The sequence below is a fragment of the Actinomycetospora sp. genome, assembly GCF_036497585.1.
GTDB lineage: Bacteria > Actinomycetota > Actinomycetes > Mycobacteriales > Pseudonocardiaceae > Actinomycetospora.
The window spans coordinates 1-15428 of the sequence record NZ_DASXJD010000268.1 but is presented as its reverse complement, the minus strand read 5'-3'; the positions used below and the strand labels follow the sequence as shown (position 1 = coordinate 15428).

Annotated in this window: 16 protein-coding genes; 6 read left to right on the top strand and 10 right to left on the bottom strand. The window is 73.5% G+C overall.

Annotation, left to right across the window (positions count from 1 at the left end; genetic code table 11):
• Positions 1–291: cyclase family protein (locus VGH76_RS27305; protein WP_331559913.1), on the bottom strand; the 291-nt coding region annotated here is incomplete at its 3' end.
• 58 nt (positions 292–349) lie between these two features.
• Here VGH76_RS27305 and VGH76_RS27300 point away from each other — a divergent pair.
• On the top strand, positions 350–721 hold the full coding sequence (locus VGH76_RS27300; protein ID WP_331559912.1) for a DUF6247 family protein: 372 nt from the start codon (positions 350–352) through the stop codon (positions 719–721).
• A 51-nt stretch (positions 722–772) separates the two neighbouring features.
• Here VGH76_RS27300 and VGH76_RS27295 read toward each other — a convergent pair whose 3' ends face one another.
• From VGH76_RS27295 to VGH76_RS27275, 5 genes are all read right to left on the bottom strand, one after another.
• Positions 773–1093, bottom strand: a complete 321-nt coding sequence (locus tag VGH76_RS27295; protein WP_331559911.1) for a helix-turn-helix transcriptional regulator — start codon at positions 1091–1093, stop codon at positions 773–775.
• A gap of 118 nt (positions 1094–1211) precedes the next feature.
• Positions 1212–2411, bottom strand: a complete 1200-nt coding sequence (locus VGH76_RS27290) for a TIGR02679 family protein (protein WP_331559910.1) — start codon at positions 2409–2411, stop codon at positions 1212–1214.
• A complete protein-coding gene (locus tag VGH76_RS27285) occupies positions 2408–6514 on the bottom strand; it encodes a TIGR02680 family protein (protein ID WP_331559909.1) in 4107 nt (1368 codons plus the stop codon). The genes VGH76_RS27290 and VGH76_RS27285 overlap by 4 nt, the downstream gene beginning before the upstream one ends.
• On the bottom strand, positions 6511–7734 hold the full coding sequence (locus VGH76_RS27280; RefSeq protein ID WP_331559908.1) for a TIGR02678 family protein: 1224 nt from the start codon (positions 7732–7734) through the stop codon (positions 6511–6513). Before VGH76_RS27280 ends, VGH76_RS27285 begins: the two co-directional genes overlap by 4 nt.
• Complete coding sequence (locus VGH76_RS27275) at positions 7731–9281, bottom strand: TIGR02677 family protein (protein ID WP_331559907.1); 1551 nt, start codon at positions 9279–9281, stop codon at positions 7731–7733. The genes VGH76_RS27280 and VGH76_RS27275 overlap by 4 nt, the downstream gene beginning before the upstream one ends.
• A gap of 776 nt (positions 9282–10057) precedes the next feature.
• On the opposite strand from VGH76_RS27275, the gene VGH76_RS27270 reads away from it, so the two are divergent.
• Positions 10058–10678, top strand: coding sequence for a hypothetical protein (locus tag VGH76_RS27270; RefSeq protein ID WP_331559906.1), 621 nt, complete (start codon positions 10058–10060; stop codon positions 10676–10678).
• A 107-nt stretch (positions 10679–10785) separates the two neighbouring features.
• The gene (locus VGH76_RS27265) at positions 10786–11178 is read left to right on the top strand and encodes a nuclear transport factor 2 family protein (protein ID WP_331559905.1); all 393 of its coding nucleotides are present in this window, start codon (positions 10786–10788) and stop codon (positions 11176–11178) included.
• 18 nt (positions 11179–11196) lie between these two features.
• On the opposite strand, the gene VGH76_RS27260 is transcribed toward VGH76_RS27265, so the two are convergent.
• A complete protein-coding gene (locus tag VGH76_RS27260) occupies positions 11197–11517 on the bottom strand; it encodes a WhiB family transcriptional regulator (RefSeq protein WP_331559904.1) in 321 nt (106 codons plus the stop codon).
• A 53-nt stretch (positions 11518–11570) separates the two neighbouring features.
• Positions 11571–12371: a class I SAM-dependent methyltransferase gene (locus VGH76_RS27255; RefSeq protein ID WP_331559903.1), complete on the bottom strand. Its 801-nt coding sequence runs from the start codon at positions 12369–12371 to the stop codon at positions 11571–11573.
• Between the two features lie 145 nt (positions 12372–12516).
• Between VGH76_RS27255 and VGH76_RS27250 the strand changes: the two genes are divergently transcribed.
• The 3 genes from VGH76_RS27250 to VGH76_RS27240 all read left to right on the top strand — a co-directional run bounded on the left by VGH76_RS27250 (position 12517) and on the right by VGH76_RS27240 (position 14378).
• On the top strand, positions 12517–12843 hold the full coding sequence (locus VGH76_RS27250) for a type VII secretion target (protein WP_331559902.1): 327 nt from the start codon (positions 12517–12519) through the stop codon (positions 12841–12843).
• 279 nt (positions 12844–13122) lie between these two features.
• Positions 13123–13980 carry a hypothetical protein gene (locus VGH76_RS27245; RefSeq protein ID WP_331559901.1) on the top strand — a complete coding sequence of 286 codons (858 nt, stop codon included), beginning with the start codon at positions 13123–13125 and terminating at the stop codon, positions 13978–13980.
• A complete protein-coding gene (locus VGH76_RS27240; RefSeq protein WP_331559900.1) occupies positions 13977–14378 on the top strand; it encodes a hypothetical protein in 402 nt (133 codons plus the stop codon). The genes VGH76_RS27245 and VGH76_RS27240 overlap by 4 nt, the downstream gene beginning before the upstream one ends.
• Before the next feature lie 38 nt (positions 14379–14416).
• Here the strand turns inward: VGH76_RS27240 and VGH76_RS27235 are convergent, their stop codons facing one another.
• A complete protein-coding gene (locus VGH76_RS27235) occupies positions 14417–14539 on the bottom strand; it encodes a hypothetical protein (protein WP_331559899.1) in 123 nt (40 codons plus the stop codon).
• Between the two features lie 108 nt (positions 14540–14647).
• Positions 14648–14968: a helix-turn-helix transcriptional regulator gene (locus VGH76_RS27230; protein WP_331559898.1), complete on the bottom strand. Its 321-nt coding sequence runs from the start codon at positions 14966–14968 to the stop codon at positions 14648–14650.
• Positions 14969–15428 lie beyond the last annotated feature (460 nt).

Sequence of the window (15428 nt, the reverse complement as noted above, 5' to 3'; positions counted from 1 at the left end):
GAGGGTGCTGGTGGGTGCGCTCGAGACGTCGAGCCCGTCGCGGCCGGTGACCCAGTGGTTGGGCGCGTCGAGGTGGGTGCCGGTGTGCTCGCCGGTGTGGATGTCGTTCCAGTACCAGGCCGGCCCGCGGTCGTCGTAGCGACTGAGCTCCTCGAGCCGGAACCGGCTGGTGTTGACGAACGGCGCGGGCAGCTCGAGGACGGGCGTCGACTCGGTGAGCGGGGCGGTGAGGTCGACGACCTCGACGGCGCCGCCGCGCAGCGCGTCGAGCAGGGCGGGGAGGACGGGCATCGTCGGCCTTTCCGTCGAGAGTGTCGGCGCGTGCCCTCGGATCGTGCCCGACCGGCGGGTGCTCGACGAGGAGCTCGTGGCTGTCGGTCGGTCTCGCTACGGTGCCGTCGTGACCACCTCATCGCCTGGACCCGAGAGACGGGGCACGTTGGCGGCGGGCGCCTCTCCCGCGTCGATCCGCGCCTGGCTGCTCCCGGAGGACAGGACCGCCTTCGACGAGGCTTACGGGGAGGCGCTCGATCAGGTCCGGTGCGATGTCGACGCGGCGGCTCTTCACGCCACCTTGGAGAACTGGCGTCGGCGGGCCATTGCGCAGTCCGACCCGGAGGTCTTCAGGCGGACGGTTCGTCGGATGGCCGCTTTCTACACCGGTCAGCCGGTCCCCGCGGACGAACCGTTCGCCGTCACCCGTGCCAAGGCCGGCATGTAGCGGAGTGGCAACAGCTCCCCGGTCTGATCTTCCGATTCGCAGGCGGCCACGTCAGCCCCTTGACCGCAGTTCGAGCCCGGACGGCGTGATGTGGATGTGGAACTCAATGCCCAGCCCGCGAGCGATGCGGCTCAGGGTGGTCAGGGCCGGCTCGTGATCTCCGCCCTCGAGTCGGGCGATCGCCGGCTGCTTCATGCCGAGCTTCCGCGCCAGGGCGGACTGTGACAGGCCCTCCGCGGCCCGGAACTCGACGATTCGCGATGCGACGGCGTGGGCGAAAGCGGTCCGCTCGTACTCCCGGCGGTACTCGGGCTCGTCGAGCACCTCACGGTGGACCTGGTCCGCCGCCTTCAGGTCCGACAGCCTCACCATGATCGGTTCTCTATCTCGTCGAGCCGCCAACCACACACTGCCTGCACGATAACAGCCGTGTTATGCCAGCTGATGCAACTGTAGCGCCATCCCCCGACAACCTCGCTGATGTCTTTGCTCAGACCCCGATCTCGGCGAGCAGGTCGTCGGCCACCTGTTCCTCCGGCACCGCCACCCCGTGCTCGACGAGCGCGGGAGCGAGCTCGGGATCCCACGGGGCAGCGGTGACCCGTCCGACGCCGGGGCCGTCGCTCCGGACGGCGGCTCGGTAGTCGGCGGCAGACATCCGCCAGGGCACGACGTGGTCGAAGCCGAGCGCGAGGTGCGCCGCGATCCGGATGCCCTCGCCGTCGAGATCCCCGTGGTAACGGATCTCGGCGTCGTCCTCACCGAGCAGGGTGAGCAGGGTCGTCGCCGCACCGTTGGGCCACCCGGCGGTACAGATGAACGGCGGGCAGTTGACGCCGAACCGGTCGAGGGCGAGCGCGAGGACGGACGGGTTCTCGACCGCGAAGACGACCCCTTCGCGGGTCTCCAGCCGCCCGACATCGCGGAGCTGCGCGAGCGTGAGCGACGCAGCGTGCCCCTGATCGGCACACCCGTGAAGGATCACGGCGGCCAGCGAATCGTCCTGCGGGCGCAACCCGGCGGCGAGCACGCTGACCGAGAGCTGATCGCTGGAGACGCCGGCCCGCTCCCACAGCGCGTGGCGTGCCGGGGCGCTCGTCGGGGGGTCGACGCCGTGGATCGTCGCGAGCGCACGCACGACGAGGCCGCCGAGCCGGGTGTCGTCGTCGAGGGCGTGCGGGTCGCGGGCGGCCCACTGGGCGAGGGCCGCGCGGGGGACACCGCCGGCCGGCAGGCACCACAGCACGTCGAGGGCGTCGCTCAGCAGCCGGCGGGTCACCGCGACCGACTCGACGATGCGCAGGGCGTCGACCCAGTCCAGCAGCGCCGGCTGCGCCTCGACCACGGGGTGCCCGCGCACCCAGGCCCACAGCTCGTCGCGCTCCGCTCGCGCGGCGGCCCGGTCCCCAGCGTTGTCGCCGACCGGTCCGACGAGCTCCGCGACCACCTCGCGGGTGTCGCGTCCCACGGCCTCGCGTAGCAGGTCGTCGAGTACGCCGACCCGGACGGGGTGACGGCCGGACGGGAGACGCGCGAGCCCCAACAGGTCCGCCAGCGCCTCCCGTTCGTCGGGGCCGTCGAGCGGGACGGTAAGCGTGGCGACCGGTTTCCCGCTGCTGAGCCGGCGGTGGGCCTCGCGCCACAGCGGCTCGAGTCCGGGGCGCCGCAGCCCGTCGAGGGAGGCGCTCAAGCCTCCTCCAAGGTCCGGCCGTTCCACACCCAACGCGCGGTGGTGACGGCGTCGTCGGCGTCGTCGGACCCCGTCAGCAACTGGTGGACGGCGATGGCGTCGATCTCCCGGTAGAGGCACCACTCATGGTCGGAGGTCAGCACGAGGTCGAGCCCCAACGCGGCGAGGAGCCCGAACACCTGCCCCCGGTTGATCTCGTCGACCCCGACGAACACCTCGTCGAGCAGGATCAGCCGCGGGGAGCTCGGGACCGACTCGTAGTAGGCGGCGACGGCGGCGAAGAGCGGCAGGTGCAGCGCGATCGCCTTCTCCCCGCCCGAGAGCGCGCCGTGGAGCCGCTTCGTGAGCTTCTGCCATCCCGGCGCGTCGTTCCCCGCGACGCGGTCGAGCTCGACGGTGAACTGGTGCCACCGCGTGTAGTCGAAGACCTCGGTGAGCTGCTCCTCCCAGCTACTCGCCGTGCCCTCCGCGCGAGCGGCGTCGATGCGGTCACGGAAGAACCGGTGCAGGGCCGCGCGGTCGTCGGCGTCGAGCCGCGTCGGGTCTCGCAGGAGCAGCCGGCGCGCGGCCGCCGTCCCCGACGGGGCATCGTCGGCGACCTCCCACCGCAGCCGCACGGCGACGTTCGACGCGGTGCGCACGCCGGCGAGGCGCTCGTTCATCGTGTCCTTGAGGGCCTCGGCCTCCCGCAGCCGTGACGCGAGGTGACGGCGGGTCTCCCCGGTGAGCGTGGTGTCGAAGAGCTCGCGCTCGGCCTCGGTGATGTCGTGGCGGCTGCGCCGGGCCTCCGCCTCCAGCGCCTCGGCGAGGGCCCGGGCGCCGAGCGTCCGCCCGTCGAGCACGACGCGCAGGACCGGGACGTCCCCGACGACCGCGGGGTCGGCGAGGTCCTCCGTCACGGGGCCCAGCGTGAGATCCGCCCGGGTGCCCAGGGTGTCGCGCGAGGTGTGGAGGGTCTCCTGGAGCCGGCCGAGGGACTCCGTCATGTGTCGGGGTTCGTGGGCCACCGACGACGCCGCGGCGATCGCACGCGCGAGGTCGAGCGTCACCCGGCTCCCGCTCCCGCTGTGCCCGGACCCGGCGAGCTCGTCCTCGCTCATGCCGCCCTCGGCGGCGAGCCCGAGTCGCCACAGCCCCCGGAAGCGCGCGGCAGCGGCGTCCCGGGCGGCGACCGCCTCGTCGCGCCGCGCCCGGTCCCGGTCGCGGGCCTCCTGGAGACGACCGATCCGCTCGGCCAGGTCGGTGCGCTGCCGGGCGACCCGCTGGCCCTCGCGGTCGGCCTCCACTATCCGCTCGCGCATCCGCCCGATCTCGGCGAGCACCTCCCGGTACTCCGCGCCGACGGTCTGCTCGACGGTCTCCAGCCGCGCATGCAGGCCTCGGGCGGCGTCGTCGGCCGCTCCGGCCTCCTCGGCCCGCTCGTCGGCGACGTCGCGGGAGCGCCGTGCCTGCTCGGTGGCGCTCTCCGCCCGCTCCCGCGCATGGGCTGCGCCCGTGTCGGCGTCGAGCCACAGGCGGGTGACGCCGTCGCAGGCGGTGAGGGCCTGGTCCAGCGCGTCGAGAGCGTCACGGTCGGCGGGCAGCCCGTGCTCGGCCGCGTGAACGGTGAGCGAGCGCAGCGCCGCGCCCACCGCGGACTCCGCCTCGCCGCGCCGCGCGACCGCGTCGCGCACCGCGGTGTCGGCCACGGCGAGCGCGGCGTCGGCGCGTCCGAGGGCCACTCTCGCTCCGTCGAGCTCACGGTGGTCCGGACGGGCGTCGAGCTCGGCGCGCAGCCGAGCCCGGCGACGGACCGCCCGGTCGGCGTCCCGCTCCGCCGCGGCGCGGACGGCGTCGAGCTCGGCGAGCTCCGCGTCCAGCTCGGCCAGGCGGGCCCGGCGGGCGCGCTCTCGCGCCGCGGCCCCGATGTGTGCCGCGGACGGCTTCGCCCAGCTGCCGGTGAGGGAAGCCAGACGGAACCGGCCGTCGGCGCTGACGACCGCCGGGTGGACGTCGAGGTCGTCGGAGTGGGCGATCGAGCCGAGCAGGTCACGGAGCCGCGTGGCCGGCATCGGGGAGTCTGGTTCGGGGACCAGGACCTCGAGCAGCGACGGACCGGGAGCGGGCGCGATGCGGAGGATCGCGGTGTCGTGCCCGTCCGTCGGGAGCCACGCGCCGTCGGGACCGACCCAGGCGTCCAGCAACCCAGACGCCTGCAGTGCCGCCTCGACCGCGGCCTGCCGGGCGTCGTCGATCCCGGGCGCGAAGGACACCAGGCGCCACAGCGGGGCGCCGTCGTGCGGGGTGCGCCGGGCGCGGTCGGCGGTGCGGGTCGGCGGCGGCTCCGGCGGCAGGTCGGTCTCCCCGGCCACGCGGTCGCGGTCCTGGGCCACGGCGTCGCGGCGGGCGTCGGCCTCGGCGGCGCGGCGGCGGGCGTCGGCCTCGGCGAGGTCGATGTCGCGGTCGAGGCCCCGCGTCGCGTCGGCGAGGACACCGAGCACCGCGGGCTCGGAGTCGGCGGCGTCGAGCAGGGCGTCGACCAGCGCGTCGAGGGTCGTCTCCCCCGGTCGGGCCGCGAGCTCCCGGGCGCCGCGAACCCACCGTTCGAGCCGGAAGCGCTGGGAATCGAGGGCCGTGGCGTAGACGGAGCCGGCCTCGGTCTGCGTGGTGTCCGCCCGGGCGTAGGCGGCGCGCTCCCGGTCGAGGTCGGCCTCCCGGGAGCTGCGCAGCGCGACCGCGTTCTCCCACCCCGCGAGGTGCCGGCGGACCTCGCCGATCTGGGTCCGTCGGCTCTGGACCGCGGCGCGGACGAGTCCGCGGTCGGCGCCCGCGCGGACCTGCGCGAGCACGGCGTCGAGTCCCGCCTCCCGTCCCGCCCGCAGCGCCTCCTCCAGGCGCTCGGCACGCAGGGCATCGGCCCGGTCGGACGCCCGCCGTGCGGCGTCGGCGGACTCGTCGTCCGCGGCGGCGGCGCGCTCCGCTCCCCCGCGCGTCTCGTTCGCCCGCCGGGCTCTCTCGCGGGCCTCGCCGAGGCGACGGCGCAGATCGTCGAGCTGGGCGCCCTCGCGGTAGGCGTCGCTGTCCTGCAGCGCCTCGAGGCGGGCCCCCGCGTCGGTGCGCGCGACCCGGAGCTCCTCGGCCCGCACCTCCGCCTCGGCCCGCGCGGACTCCGCCTCCGCCTGCTGCTCTTCGGAGGTGCGCGCCGCGCGGGTGCACCGGTCCATCTCCGTGGTCGCCGAGATCAGCGTGGCGGCCCCGGCGCGGAGCACGCGCTGCGCGTAGTCCGCCTGCCGGACGGCGAGCGCCGCGGCCGCGGCGGCCTCCTCGTCGAGGCGGGCGAGCCGCTCCCGCTGCCGGTCGAGCCGCTCGAAGCCCTCCGCGAGGTCGGCGACCTCGCCCTCCCCCAGCGGCGGCAGCGCCCGGGAGAGCAGCGTCGAGAGCAGCGCCGGGTCGAGCCGCTGGGAGAGCTTCGGGGTGCGCAGCTGGAGCAGGGCGAGGATCAGCGCGTCGTACCGCTGCTCGCTCATCCCGGGGAACAGTGTCTGCCGGACGGTGCTCCGGTAGCCGGCCGCGTGGTCGTGCCGGGTCCCCTGCTCGCCCAGCACCGCGCTCAGCTCGGGGCGGCTCAGGGGCACCCCGGCGTCCGTGGTCAGCCGGAGGCTCTCCCCGACCCTCTGCTCGGTCGTGAAGTAGTCGGCGGTGACTGTGGTGGTGCGGGTGCTCGCCTGCAGCCGGGCCCCCGCGGTGAACCAGCGCGGCTCCTCGTCGGGACCTCCAGGCCGGTGGAACTCGACCCAGACGTACCCGACACGGGTCACCCCCGTGGCGCCCTCGCCCATGAGGTTCCAGTGCATCGTCCGCTCGGCGGTGCCGAAGGTCGACAGGCGCTGGGCGCGCAGATTCGCGTCGAGCAGGAAGGGCAGCAGCAGCTCGAGAGCCTTCGACTTGCCCGAGCCGTTCGGGCCGCGCAGCAGCAGGCGCCCGCCCGCGAATTCGAGGGTCTCGTCGTAGTACCGCCAGACGTTGAGCAGCCCGGCGCGCGAAGGCACCCACCGGGCCGGGACCTGCGCGATCCCCCGCTCGTCGCGGTGTCCGACGACACCGGGCAGCGCGGTGACGGTCATGACGCACTCCCTTGCGGATCGGTGACGGCGTAGCGGGCGGCGGCCGGGCGCGCGACGACGACCCCGCCCTCCTGACGGACGAGGCCGAAGGCGAGCAGCACCTCCACGGCGTCGGCGGCGAGCCGTTCGGCACCGTCGTCGGTCTGATAGCCCCGGGCCCAGGCCGGCTCACGGGCCAGCACGGCGGCGGTCGCCCGGACGAGCTGCTCCTCGGTAAGCCCGTCGGGCGCACGCTGCAGCGCGTCGAGGAGCAGCAGACCGGCGGCGCCGGTGTGGGTGTCGTCGGGGAAGCGCCGGTCGGTGGCGATCGCGTCGGGGTCGACCAGCATCCAGCCCTCGGCCCGCTCCTCGAGCACCATGCCCGCACGGCGGGCGGCGTCGCGGAGCAGCCGACGCCCGGTGGGTGAGGCGACGTAGGCGAGCTCGGCGTCGTCGAGCTCGTCGCGGTGGACGACAGGGTCGTCGAGCAGGCGCCGGAAGAGCGAGTGGCGGGCCCGCAGGTTGCGCTGCACCTCAGTGGCGGCGCCGGGCTCGCCGTAGCGCGGCTCGACGACCAGGGCCTCGAGCAGCCCGTCGAACCGCTCGGGCACGTGCTCGGGGTCGGTCGCGAACCGCGACGGCCCCTGCGGGGAGGCGAGGAGACGGACGAGGAGCGTGCTATCGACGCGGTAGAGGACCTTGGCCTCGGCGGTGTCGGCGAAGGCCTCGGTGGCACCGTCGAGCGCCTCGAGGGCGTGCCAGCGTTCGAGCAGGAGCAGCACGTCGACGTAGGCCAGCCTCTCACTGCGGCGGGCGGTGTCGAAGTCGGGGATCGCCGGGTCGGCGGCCGTGGCGCGCTCCACACGGGAGGCGAGCAGACCGATCGTGGTCGCCGGGGCGGCGAGCAGCTCGGCGGCGACCACGCACAGCAGGGTGTAGCGGCGCCGGTCGAACGCGGCCCGCCCGCTGCGCTCCCGCCGGGCGGGTCGTCGCCCGTCGGAGGACCCGCGAACCTTGGCGAGCCGGGCGTAGCCGGCGCGCGGGTCGACGGTGAGCGTCCAGCCGCAGGTGTGGTCGAACCACTTCGCGATCGGGTCCCGCCGCCCGCGAATCACTGCGAAGAGCTCCGGGTCCTGCCGCTCGTGCAGGATCGGCGTGCCGAGCAGCGCGCGGATGCCGCGCGCGATGTCGGCCTCCTCGGCCCCGACCAGCTGGTTGCCGAGCTTCTCCGGGTTCGTCATCGCGTGGCTCGCCGGTCCGCGACGCGGGCGCCGCCGCTGGTGACGTCGATGATCAGGTCGGGGCCGGTCAGGGTGCCCCGCGGCGTCGCCAGGGTCACCTGCGAGGGTTCCGCCGGTTCTCGCAGCACGATCTCCACGCGCCCGTCGGCGGTGACAGCGCGCCGCCGTCCGCCGTGCGGTGGAGCGGCAAAGGCGCGCCCGACCAGGTCCAGGAGCCGACCGAACGTCGCGTGGTCCAGCGCACCCAGCGACGAGAGGCGGACGGGGCCGCCGGTGTCCAGCCGCGCCCAGGCGGCCTCGAGCTCGGCCCGCTCCGCCGCGGCCCGGCGCGCCCGGGTGGCCTTGATCTCCGCGACGTCCCGGACCCGACCGGCGCGCCCGCCCGGCGCCGCGGCCCGGCCGGAGGTGCGCAGCAGGGCGGACACGGGCACGGGAGGGGCCTCTCCCCATCGCGTCGTCGGGCTCACCAGCTCGGGATCGGCATGGTGAAGGTGCCCGTGCCGGGCCGGCGTCGCCCCGAACGACGCCGCCCACAGCCGGTGGGTGTCGTGATCGGTGGGGGCGAGGGCGAACCAGCGGGCGAGCTCGCGGAAGTCGGCGGCGGCGCTGCTCGTCCGCCGGCGCGACTCGGTGAGCCGGTCCAGCGCCTGCAGGAGGGTCACCACCGCGCGACGCGCCACGGTGTGCAGCTGCTCGACCCGTGGCGCCGCCCCCTCGCCTGCCGCCGCCGGACGGAACCACGCCTGCATCCCCTCCCAGCGGGATCGGCGGAGGGCGAGCCACGCCGGCACCGGGTCGTCGCCGAGGCGGGTGGGGAGCTCGGCACCCGAGAGCGCCCGGTGGTGCAGGACGGCCACCCCGAACGACTCGACCCGTGCGATGCCAGAGGCGATGAGGTGCGCGCGGTGGTCGAGGTCGGTGAGGAACTCCTCCAGGTAGGTGACCGTCGCCGCCTTGACGTCGGAGAACGTCGCGCCGTCGGCGCCGTCGACCCGCAGGAGCCGCTGCAGCTCGCCGTTGAAGGCCTTGGTGTTGCTGCGCAGCGCGTCGAGGTGGCCCTCCAGCTCGACGAGCGAGGTGAACACCCGACGATCCGAGGAGCGCTCGTCGGCGAGCAGCGTGGCGAGCTCGGAGAGGCGGTCGGCGATCGCGTCGAGCACGGCGGTCTGCAGCGCGCCGCTGGATCCGAGCGCGGCCAGGGCGTGCTGGACGCCGGCGAACGCGGCCTCCCCGCGCCGGGTCAGCGAGTACTGCAGGTTGCGCCTCTCGTACTCGGCGGCGGTGCGGTAGTTGCCGGTATTGTCCTGCACGACGTCGAGCAACTGCCAGCCGACGAGCGCCTTCAGCACAGCGGTGAGCTCGTCGTCGTCCAGCTCCTCCAACCAGCCGACGACCCGGAGGTGGGCGCGGACGTCGTCGAGCCCCAGGGCCGTCTCCAGCCGCTCGTTGGCCTCGCCGAAGGCGTGCAGCACGGCGGAGTACAGCTCCGAGCGATCCCCGGTGGTGAACCGGAACATCTCCGCCGGAACGCGGTGCGGTGTCGGCATCGCAGGGCCTCCCGTCCTCCGCGCCGCACGGTAGCGAGAGGGTCCGACAGTCTCGGGAACCGATGCGGGCGCGGCCTCGTCCGAGCCTGCGAAGGCGTCCTCGCGAGGCGCTGCGGGAGGGACTGTGGGGGAGGAATCGTGCGACCTACCCTCGGAGCATGAGAGCCGTGGTCCCGGACTCGCTGCTGGCCAAGAGGCGCTCGCGCGGGCTCGACCGCCGCGACGAGCTCTGGGACGGGGTCCTGCACATGGTGTCCCCGCCCGGTGACGCCCATCAGGGGTTGTCCACCGAGCTCGTGATGCTCCTCGGCCCACTCGCGAAGCGCCGCGGGCTCGTCCCACCGTGTCCAGACCGGGCCGTTCCGCGGCGCGGACGATTACCGCGTTCCCGATCAGCTCTCCCGCCGGCCGCGGGGCCGAGGGCGCAGAGCTCGTCGTCGAGATCCTCTCGCCACAGGACGAGACACTCACGAAACTCCCCTGGTACGACGACCGGGGAGTGCGGGAGGTGCTCGTCCTCGACCCGGAGACCCTGGCGGCCCGCCATCTACCGCGCTGGGCAAGTGATCCGCCCCGCACACTCCGAGGTGCTCGGCGTGACCTTCGAGACCGTCGACGGGCGACTGCGGCTGACGTGGGACGACGGGGAGGCCACCCTCTAGTCATTCCCGCGCCGAGTACCTGTGAGCTGGTGCGGTTCGGCGGAACTCGTGGACTGCAGGCGCTACTCGGAGCTGACCAGAGAGCCCCGTGGCCGACCCGTGACACTCGCAGCGATGGCACGATCAACGAAACGCTTCGACGGGTGGATCGGCGGGCTCGGGACGACGTCGGGGCTACGGCTCGTCGTCGGGCACTGGCCGACCTCGCCCTACGGCTCGTTCACCGACGTCATGCTCGAGGAGGCCGACGGCCACCGCGTCCTGCTCGCCCCCACCCAGCAGGTCGCCGACTTCGTCGGCACCACCTACACCTTCGACGAGGTCCGGCTCGTGCCGGTCGAGATGCAGGTCGGCCCCGCTACTGCCGAGCTCCGCGCCGGTGACCTCACCGCCACCATCCACCTCGGCCGCCGCACCCCGCTCGGCTACCTGCTCCGCGACGTCCCGACTCGCCTCGCCACCGCGCCCCGCTGGATCGCCACCATCGACACCGTCGCGCGCCGCGTCCTCCCCGGCGTCCGCACCGTCGGCAGCGCCGGCCACAGCCGCACCGAGTACTACGGCGCCCGCGACCTGCACCGCATCACCGACGCCGAGGTCCACGTCGCCGGCGAGGACCAGGGCCCGATGACGGGCGTCGACCCGCCGGTCCGGTTCGGCTTCGGGTCGACCCCCACGGCGCCGTCGTGGGTCCGGATCACGACGATGATCCGCTCGGCCACGACCCCGGCGTGAGTCAGTCCGGCTAGTGACCGGGTGCCTTCCGGTTCTTGGGTTCGGGTCCCTGGCGCCTTACTGATAGAGCATGCGCAGGTCCACCGAGACATCGGGAGACGAGAACGATGGCTGATGACGCCACGACCCGGGAGCGGATCGCGGAGCACTGGACGGCCTCCGAGCAGGGGGACATCGAGACGGAGCACGCGATCTACGCCGCAGACGCGATGCTCGACTACCACCAGTCAGGGGAACGCTTCCGGGGCCGGTCGACGATCCAGGCGCAGCGCGGAGGACACCCCGCGGAACGCCATTTCACGCTGGTCCGGATCGTCGGAGCGGGCGACGTGTGGGTGAGCGAGTGCGTGATCACCTACGACGGCGTGTCCACCCGCTCGGTGAGCATCATGGAGTTCGACTCCGGCCTCGTGGCGCACGAGACGCAGTACTTCGCCGACCCCTTCCCGGCACCGTCCTCCCGAGCCGCGCTGGCGGAGATCATCCCCGACCAGGACTGATGCGGACCCCGCCCGTGCTCAGGCGGCCGGGCGCGGTGTCGGGTCGGACGGAACGCGCGCGGGACGCCGTCGTCGCAAAGCGGCGCGGCGCTCGTCCTCGCTCTCGCCACCCCAGATGCCGTACGGCTCCTCGACGCGGTGGGCCCAGTTCCGGCAGGCGGCCACCACGGCGCAGCCGGCGCAGATCGTCTTCGCGCGGGCGACGCGCCGGGCGCGGGAGGGGTCCCGTTCGCCGTCGGGATGGAAGAAGGTCTCGAGGTCCATGTCGCGGCAGGCGGCATGACGTTGCCAGTCCCAGTAGGCCACCAGGGCGGCGGGCAGTCGGGACACATCGGCCACGGCGAGCACCTCCTACTCAATGTCGTAGGCGGGGCTACCCGCGGGTACCGCCCTCAACCGCCGGCGGACTGCCGATAGGTGCTCAGCACCATCGCGTCCCGTCCGCCGGGGATGAGTGCGAAGAGGCGGATGGCGGTGGACAGGAGTCCGCCGGTCCGGGTCGCGGTGGCGTCGACGAGGGAGAGCTCCTCCAGTCGGGTTCCCGACGATGCCGCTGCCGCCAGGTCCGCCGTCGAGGAGCGGAAGCCGGTGTCGGCCGCGCGCATCGCCGGCTGCCAGCCCGCGATCCAGGTGACCCATGAAGCGACCGTGTCGGCGACGAGGGTGCCGCCCGGCCCGAGCGCGTTCGTGACGACCGCGCGGACGCCGTCGGGGTCGAGGTACATGAGCAGGCCCTCGGCCAGGACGAGCCGTGGGACGTCGTCGGGAACCCGGGACCACCAGGCGGGGTCGGTGACGGACGCGGCGATCATCGTGACGTGCTCGCGGTCGTCGTAGAGCTGCCGGCGCAGCTCGATCACGGGTTCCTGGTCGACGTCGAACCACCGCACGCCCGGGCCCGGGTCGAGGCGCAGGACCCGGCTGTCGAGGCCGCACCCGAGGTGCAGGACGACGGCCTCGTCGTGCCGGTCGAGGAAGGCGCGGGCGGCGTCGTCGATCAGCTTCGCGCGGGTGCAGATGAGCGGGGTGTTGCCGTCGAGGGTGGTTCCGGCGAGCGAGGGCCCGTCGACGCGGTCGAGGAGGTCGGCGGCGAAGCGGTCGCCGAGGACGGGTTGCGACGACGCCGCGTCGCGGGCGTGCATGGCGAGGGTCCAGAGCATCGTCTGCTGCTCCTGGCGCAGCTGCACGGTCATGCTCGGCGAGTTCCTCTCCTGGCGTCGCGGTACACCGGTGTCGCCGGACGGGTGGGCATCGAACTCGGCCACGACTTCTCCGAAGCGCACCCGCGCGTGAGCAGAGCCCTTCACAATCCGGTGGGATCAGGTGGAGGGAGGGTGTGTGCCCGACGCGTTCGACGTGCGCCCGGAGCAGCTCCAGCAGGGTGCGTCCGGGTTGCGCGGCGACGCGACCCAGGTCGACGACGCCCGTGGGCAGGTGAGTGCGGCAGCTCGGTCGGCGGCCGGTGCAGCGGGGACCGGCCCGCTCACGGCGACGGCCAACGACTTCGCATCTCAGATCGACAGGGCGATCGGCGCGATGCTCCGCAGCCTCGAGGACACCGCCCACGCCCTCGACAGCGCAGCCGCGAACTACGAGAGCTCGGACGCGGCGACGTCGCGGCGTCTGTCCGGCGTGCCCCTCCCTGGCTTCGACGGACCCCGCTGATGCCGTTGCCCGGCGATCCAGACTCCGTGCTGGCAGCGGCAGAACGGCTCAGATCTGGTGCCGCCGCTCTCCTGAGCGGCCGGGACGCCGTCGCTAGTCGAGGGCACGCGATGTCGAACTGGACCGGCCCGGCCGCCACCGCGGCTCTCGCCACCATCGAGGATCACGCCCGCAGCCTCGAACGGGCGGTCGAGGCCGCGTCGCGGGCGGCGCGGCCACTCGCCAGGTATGCCGGGGAGGCTCCGGGCCGCCCAACAGGACTACGCGCGGGGCGAGCAGATGATGCTCGACGGCCAGGCCGCGCTCGCTGCGACCGGTTCGGGTGCGGTTGCCGCCGCCGACCGGACCCGGGACGCCGCGGAGCAGTCGATGGACGACGCCGGGGAGCTCATGACCCTCGCCGAGGAGCGAGCCTTGCGAGCCAATGAGGCTGCTGCCCGCGAACTCGCCGACGCCGCCTCGCTCCTGCCGGCCGTCACCTCGCCCTCGGCAACGTCTCCGACGGTCGGAGGCACCGGCCTGGACGCCGGCTCGATCCTCGCCGACATCGGGAACTCGCTCGCCTCGTTCGGCAATGCGGCGCTGCACGATCCCAAAGCGGTGGGGGCGATGGCCCTCGGCGCTGGGGCGATCGTGCTCGGGGCCGGCGGGGAGGTCGGCGGCATCGCCCTCGACGCCACCGGTATCGGGGCGGCGGTGGGCGTGCCCGCCGGCATCGTCTCGGCCGGCGTCATCGCCACCGGCGCCGCCACGGCGAGCGCGGGCGCCATGGCCGTGGCGCAGAGCGCCTCGGGGCCCGACCGTGTCGAGCCCTTCCGCCCCAGCCCGTCCGGGCCGCCCCCGGCTGCTCAGCGCCCGCAGGTGAGCGACCCGAAGCTCCGCAACATCGTCAACAGCCTCTATCGAGGAACGGAAACGGAAACTCGGGCGGGAACCGGCACCACGGCCGACGCCGTCCGGTACGAGCGTGAAACCGGGAACAGCGTCAACGATAAGTTCCACACCGAGAAGGCGAACAACTCGGTCCGGGCCCTGCGGAGCTGGCTCCGGCGCAATCCGCAAGCCTCCGCCGCGGACCGGCAGGTGGCTGAGCAGGAGTACGACGATCTGCTCGACGCTCTGGGGAGAACACGGTGACCGACCACGAGGACGAGCCCCCGATCGACGAGGCGAGTGCACGAGCCGTCGCAGACGCACTCAGCGCCTCGTCTCATCGCGCCGAAGCGATGGTTCGGGAGCACGTCGAGGACTACGACGAAGTGCTGTCCACCGTCCTGCTCGATCTCGTCGGCGAGTGGTTCCGGACGGCCGTGCACGCCCAAACGGCCGACGCCGGCGACGCGTTGTTGGCAGCCGACGCCCTCGCGGAGCTGTACTCGCGCGGCGCCGAAGGCCTCGAGAACGTCATCGCCACCGGCTTCCTCGAGGCCATGCCCCATCCACACGAGGCCGACCGGGAGGTCGTCGACCGGCTGCCACCGATCCTTCGCGGGCAGCTCCGCCGCATGGAGGACTGGCGACCACCGGCCACGTGAGGGCCTGCTCGGCTTCGAACTCGGAAGGACTCAATGACTCACCGGTCGACGACGAGCAGGCCGACCTGGCCGAGATACAGTCCGCGACCGCGACGGGGTTCCTCGAAGTTCTCCCGCATCCGTTCGAGGCCGGGTGGGACGTGGTCGAGCAGTTGCCTCACACCTGAAGCGATCCTCCCTGCTCCGAAGGACGGCGCAGAGACGGTCACACGCGCTAAGGCCGGCAATTAGTAGATGTACCGGGATAAGGATGACGAGATGTCGACTGGTTAGCCCGCCGGTCGTAGTTCGACCTTGGAGGGCGTGATGTCGATGTGGAACTCGATGCCCAGGCGGTGACCGATGCGGCTCAGGGTGGTCAGGGACGGCTCGTGCTCGCCGGACTCGAGACGGGCTACCGCCGGCTGCTTCATGCCGAGCTTTCTCGCCAGTGCAGACTGCGGGAGACCCTCGGCCGCCCTGAACTCGATGATCCGCGTCGCGACAGCGTGCGCGAAGGCGGTCCGCTCGTACTCCTGGCGGTATGCAGGGTCGCCGAGCATCTCGTTGTGGACCTGGTCAGCGGTCTTCAGGTCCGACAGCTTCGTCATGATCAGTCCTTCACCTCATCGAAACCGCTGAGCTGGACCGTAGCGGCGAGCCCGACACCCTTGTCGACCCGGCGATGGGCCGGCCACCGACCAGGTCGTTCCGACGAGATGGACGATGGACCGATGGCACGGACGTGGCTCTCGATCCGGGTGGAACTCATCGAAGGGCACGGCGACCGGTTCTGGCCGCGCCCCGGGCGGGTGTTCGCCGCTGCGCGCCGGCACTCCTTCGCCGAGCTCGCGGACGCGATCGACGACGCCTTCGGCCGCTGGGACCGCGCCCACCTCCATTGCTTCGACCTCTCCGGGGACAGGCTCCTGACCACCGACGGGGACGACCTCCCCCGAGGACGCCGAGCCCACCACCAAGGTCCGACTCTCGACGCTCCAGCTCGGCGAACGGTTCAGCTACACGTTCGACCTCGGCGACAACTGGACGCATCTGTGCACGGTCGAGCCC

What these genes read in the sequence shown, in the direction of transcription:
- VGH76_RS27295 (WP_331559911.1), bottom strand. Translation starts at nt 1,093, where the DNA reads ATGGTGAGGCTGTCGGACCTGAAGGCGGCGGACCAGGTCCACCGTGAG.
- VGH76_RS27285 (WP_331559909.1), bottom strand. Translation starts at nt 6,514, where the DNA reads ATGACCGTCACCGCGCTGCCCGGTGTCGTCGGACACCGCGACGAGCGG.
- VGH76_RS27280 (WP_331559908.1), bottom strand. Translation starts at nt 7,734, where the DNA reads ATGACGAACCCGGAGAAGCTCGGCAACCAGCTGGTCGGGGCCGAGGAG.
- VGH76_RS27275 (WP_331559907.1), bottom strand. Translation starts at nt 9,281, where the DNA reads ATGCCGACACCGCACCGCGTTCCGGCGGAGATGTTCCGGTTCACCACC.
- VGH76_RS27270 (WP_331559906.1), top strand. Translation starts at nt 10,058, where the DNA reads ATGGCACGATCAACGAAACGCTTCGACGGGTGGATCGGCGGGCTCGGG.
- VGH76_RS27265 (WP_331559905.1), top strand. Translation starts at nt 10,786, where the DNA reads ATGGCTGATGACGCCACGACCCGGGAGCGGATCGCGGAGCACTGGACG.
- VGH76_RS27255 (WP_331559903.1), bottom strand. Translation starts at nt 12,371, where the DNA reads ATGACCGTGCAGCTGCGCCAGGAGCAGCAGACGATGCTCTGGACCCTC.
- VGH76_RS27245 (WP_331559901.1), top strand. Translation starts at nt 13,123, where the DNA reads ATGATGCTCGACGGCCAGGCCGCGCTCGCTGCGACCGGTTCGGGTGCG.
- VGH76_RS27230 (WP_331559898.1), bottom strand. Translation starts at nt 14,968, where the DNA reads ATGACGAAGCTGTCGGACCTGAAGACCGCTGACCAGGTCCACAACGAG.